Raw genomic sequence first — 2621 nt, 5'->3', positions numbered from 1 at the left:
AGCGTTGATCAGTGCTTCGTTGAGTCCTGCGCCGACGGCACCGGAGGCAAAGCCTGCGCCTGTGATCTGGCTCATGATGCCGCCGATGATCGCATGCACGGCGATCTTTCGTCCGCTTCCGTCGTCCTTCATGTTGTGGGCGAGACGGAATGCCTCTTCACCGAAAACGGCGGCAAGTTCCTGCCGCTCCTCGATCTTCTTTTTGTCAAAGATTCTGTCGAGCTCGTTGAGTGCATTCTCTGTGTCACGGCTGAGGGCAGAGATATCCTGCGTCGGATTCTCCCTGATGTCGATGGTTCCCGCTGCAACGGTAACTTCTATTGTAAGAAGTGCATCGCACTTCGTATTTTATTCTTGCTCCTGCTCCAGTTCTTGCCTTCGGAGGCTTTCTTCCAACACCTCCGATATTTCATCCAGAGCTTTGATGGCATCCTTTTCCTGGCTGGTTTTTGCTCTTTTGAGACTTCGTTGTTTTCTAGCTTCTCCTTGTCTCCTCAGCTCTAAAAAGATCCTTTTGTCTTCTATGGAGATATCATCCATATTCTCTATTAAGATCAAACTTGTCCCATACGCCCTCTGTAAATCTTCTAGATTACTTTCTAAATTGCTTGCTATATCAGGTGATACTAGCGCATCGCTTGCATAGTTTTCGATTTTGATGATCTTTGTAAAGAGCGGGATCACGCATATTTTCGTATATCCCGACTCTCCATAAGCGTACAGATATGGAAATTTATATTCATGGGCGTAGCAATTCATCTCTAATGCAACATCCTCATAGGTGTCACTTAAAACTTGATCATGAAAATACATCTGGTAGCGAAACCCCGCTATATTTGTGGTCTCCGGCAAGCAGACGGGCGTGACATAGGAGTATGTAAGAAACCACACATAAAGGGCAAAACCGATCCCAATGATGAAGGTGAGTGTTTTTACGACAAAGTAGGATTTCATATGCCTCAGCTCCTCTTATTCATGAACCAGATCCGTTATAGGATAACTAAGGTCGTATGTCGTTTTATAAGCAAATGTACGTCGCAGACCGGATTGCTGGACGATATATGCGTCTCTAAAGAAAGAGCCCAGCAATGCTTCGTTCTTACCGTGATCCCAATTATCGGTAATCGTTACCTTTGCTTCAAAAGCGGTATGATTTACCCTAAATGAGATAATGGCAGATGCATTTCCCAGCCCTAGAGCGTTGTCTATCCCATTTAAATAAAAAGTATAACTGTGTGTATCTGTGGGAGTTGCTACCCTATTATTTATTCGCTCCATTATGGCATTATAAACAATCCTCTCATTAAATGATGCATTTCTCAATCTCTCGTTCACCAAAGATTGTGCTCCAAATTCTAGGACAGGATATCCATGTTCTGTATAGTCCACATTGACGATTCCGTGCCCCGAAAAATCTTGATCCAAGAAAACCTCCAACAAGTCTCCCGCTAACGGTGTTACCCCAATTCGGTTCGCGTTATTTAGGGCATTGTATAGATTTTGAAGCGCCTCTTCTGCTTCGCTGTCAGAATATGGATTTCCCCTATTCAACTGTGCGACATAGTCATCATCATATTTTTTCAAAAAAGCTTGGTATTCTTCTTGTCTTTTATTACGAGAATGATCATCGAGCTCGAGATTCCACTTCGTCCCTGTCGCCGCCGCGGAGGCTCCTGCGGCGGCACTTCCTCCGGCAACTTTCGCGGCAGCGGCTCCGAGGATGGCGCTGACGATCTGGGCGGTGCCGGGGTCTAGTCCTTTGAGGCTGTTGATCAGTGCTTCGTTCAGAGCTCCAGCTACGGCACCGGAGGCAAAGCCGGCACCTGTGATCCGACTCATGAGTCCGGCGATGGCGGCATGAACGATCATCTTTCGTCCGCTTCCGTCGTCCTTCATGTTGTGGGCGAGACGGAATGCCTCCTCACCGAAGACCGCGGCAAGTTCCTGCTGCTCCTCGATCTTCTTCTTGTCAAAGATTCTGCCGAGCTCATTGAGTGCATTCTCTGTATCACGGCTCAGCGCCGAGATATCCTGCGTCGGATTCTCCCTGATGTCGATGGTTCCCTCTGCAATGGCAGACGTTGTCCTGCTGCTCGCATTACCTTTGACGGGCATGGAGATATTCGGTGCAAGGCCTTTGGTGTTGTAGACCTTATTCTTTTCATCGTCCGTCATGTTGTCATAGTTGCCGTACTTATGGTAGGCGGCGCCGATGCTCTTTGCACTGTAATCCGCTTCATTCTCCAGATCGCTGAAGGAGAGTGTGCCGGTAGAGAGTTTGTTCTTGTCGGCAGGTGCTTTGCTTGCGATGAGTGCGCCCTTCAGATCGGTATTCTTTCCGACCAAGAGATCAAAGCCGCCCTTTCCGGCGAAGATGCCCGCCTGATCTCTTGCGCTCTTGTAGTGGGAGGAGATATTTCCCTTGCTGAAGGAACCGCCGATGTTGGGCTTAGCGAAGGAGCGGGTGGTGGTCTCTATGGATTCTTTATTCGGCCCCGTGGTCTTGGTTTTTGTCATGTTGACATTCCAAGAGATCCCAAAGCCCGCAGAGGTATTCTGCTCCTCATAGGTCTCTTTCTCCTGGAGCGTCTCAATATTGAGGTTCCCGCCGACTCTTGCGG

At 48.3% G+C, this 2621-nt stretch carries 1 protein-coding gene and 2 pseudogenes; all 3 read right to left on the bottom strand.

Features of this window, described 5'->3' with window-relative positions; all coding sequences use genetic code 11:
* Window positions 1-309: pseudogene (locus tag HMPREF7545_RS10510) on the bottom strand (hypothetical protein); the annotation flags it as partial.
* A gap of 39 nt (window positions 310-348) precedes the next feature.
* Window positions 349-954 carry a hypothetical protein gene (locus HMPREF7545_RS00010; RefSeq protein WP_006693599.1) on the bottom strand — a complete coding sequence of 202 codons (606 nt, stop codon included), beginning with the start codon at window positions 952-954 and terminating at the stop codon, window positions 349-351.
* A 15-nt stretch (window positions 955-969) separates the two neighbouring features.
* A pseudogene (locus HMPREF7545_RS10310) lies at window positions 970-2621 on the bottom strand (hypothetical protein); the annotation flags it as partial.

Origin of the sequence: Centipeda noxia ATCC 43541 (assembly GCF_000160555.1) — a bacterium.
Classification (GTDB): Bacteria; Bacillota; Negativicutes; order Selenomonadales; family Selenomonadaceae; genus Centipeda; species Centipeda noxia.
Note: the sequence above shows the minus strand (reverse complement) of the source record. Positions and strands in the feature narration are given on the sequence as shown.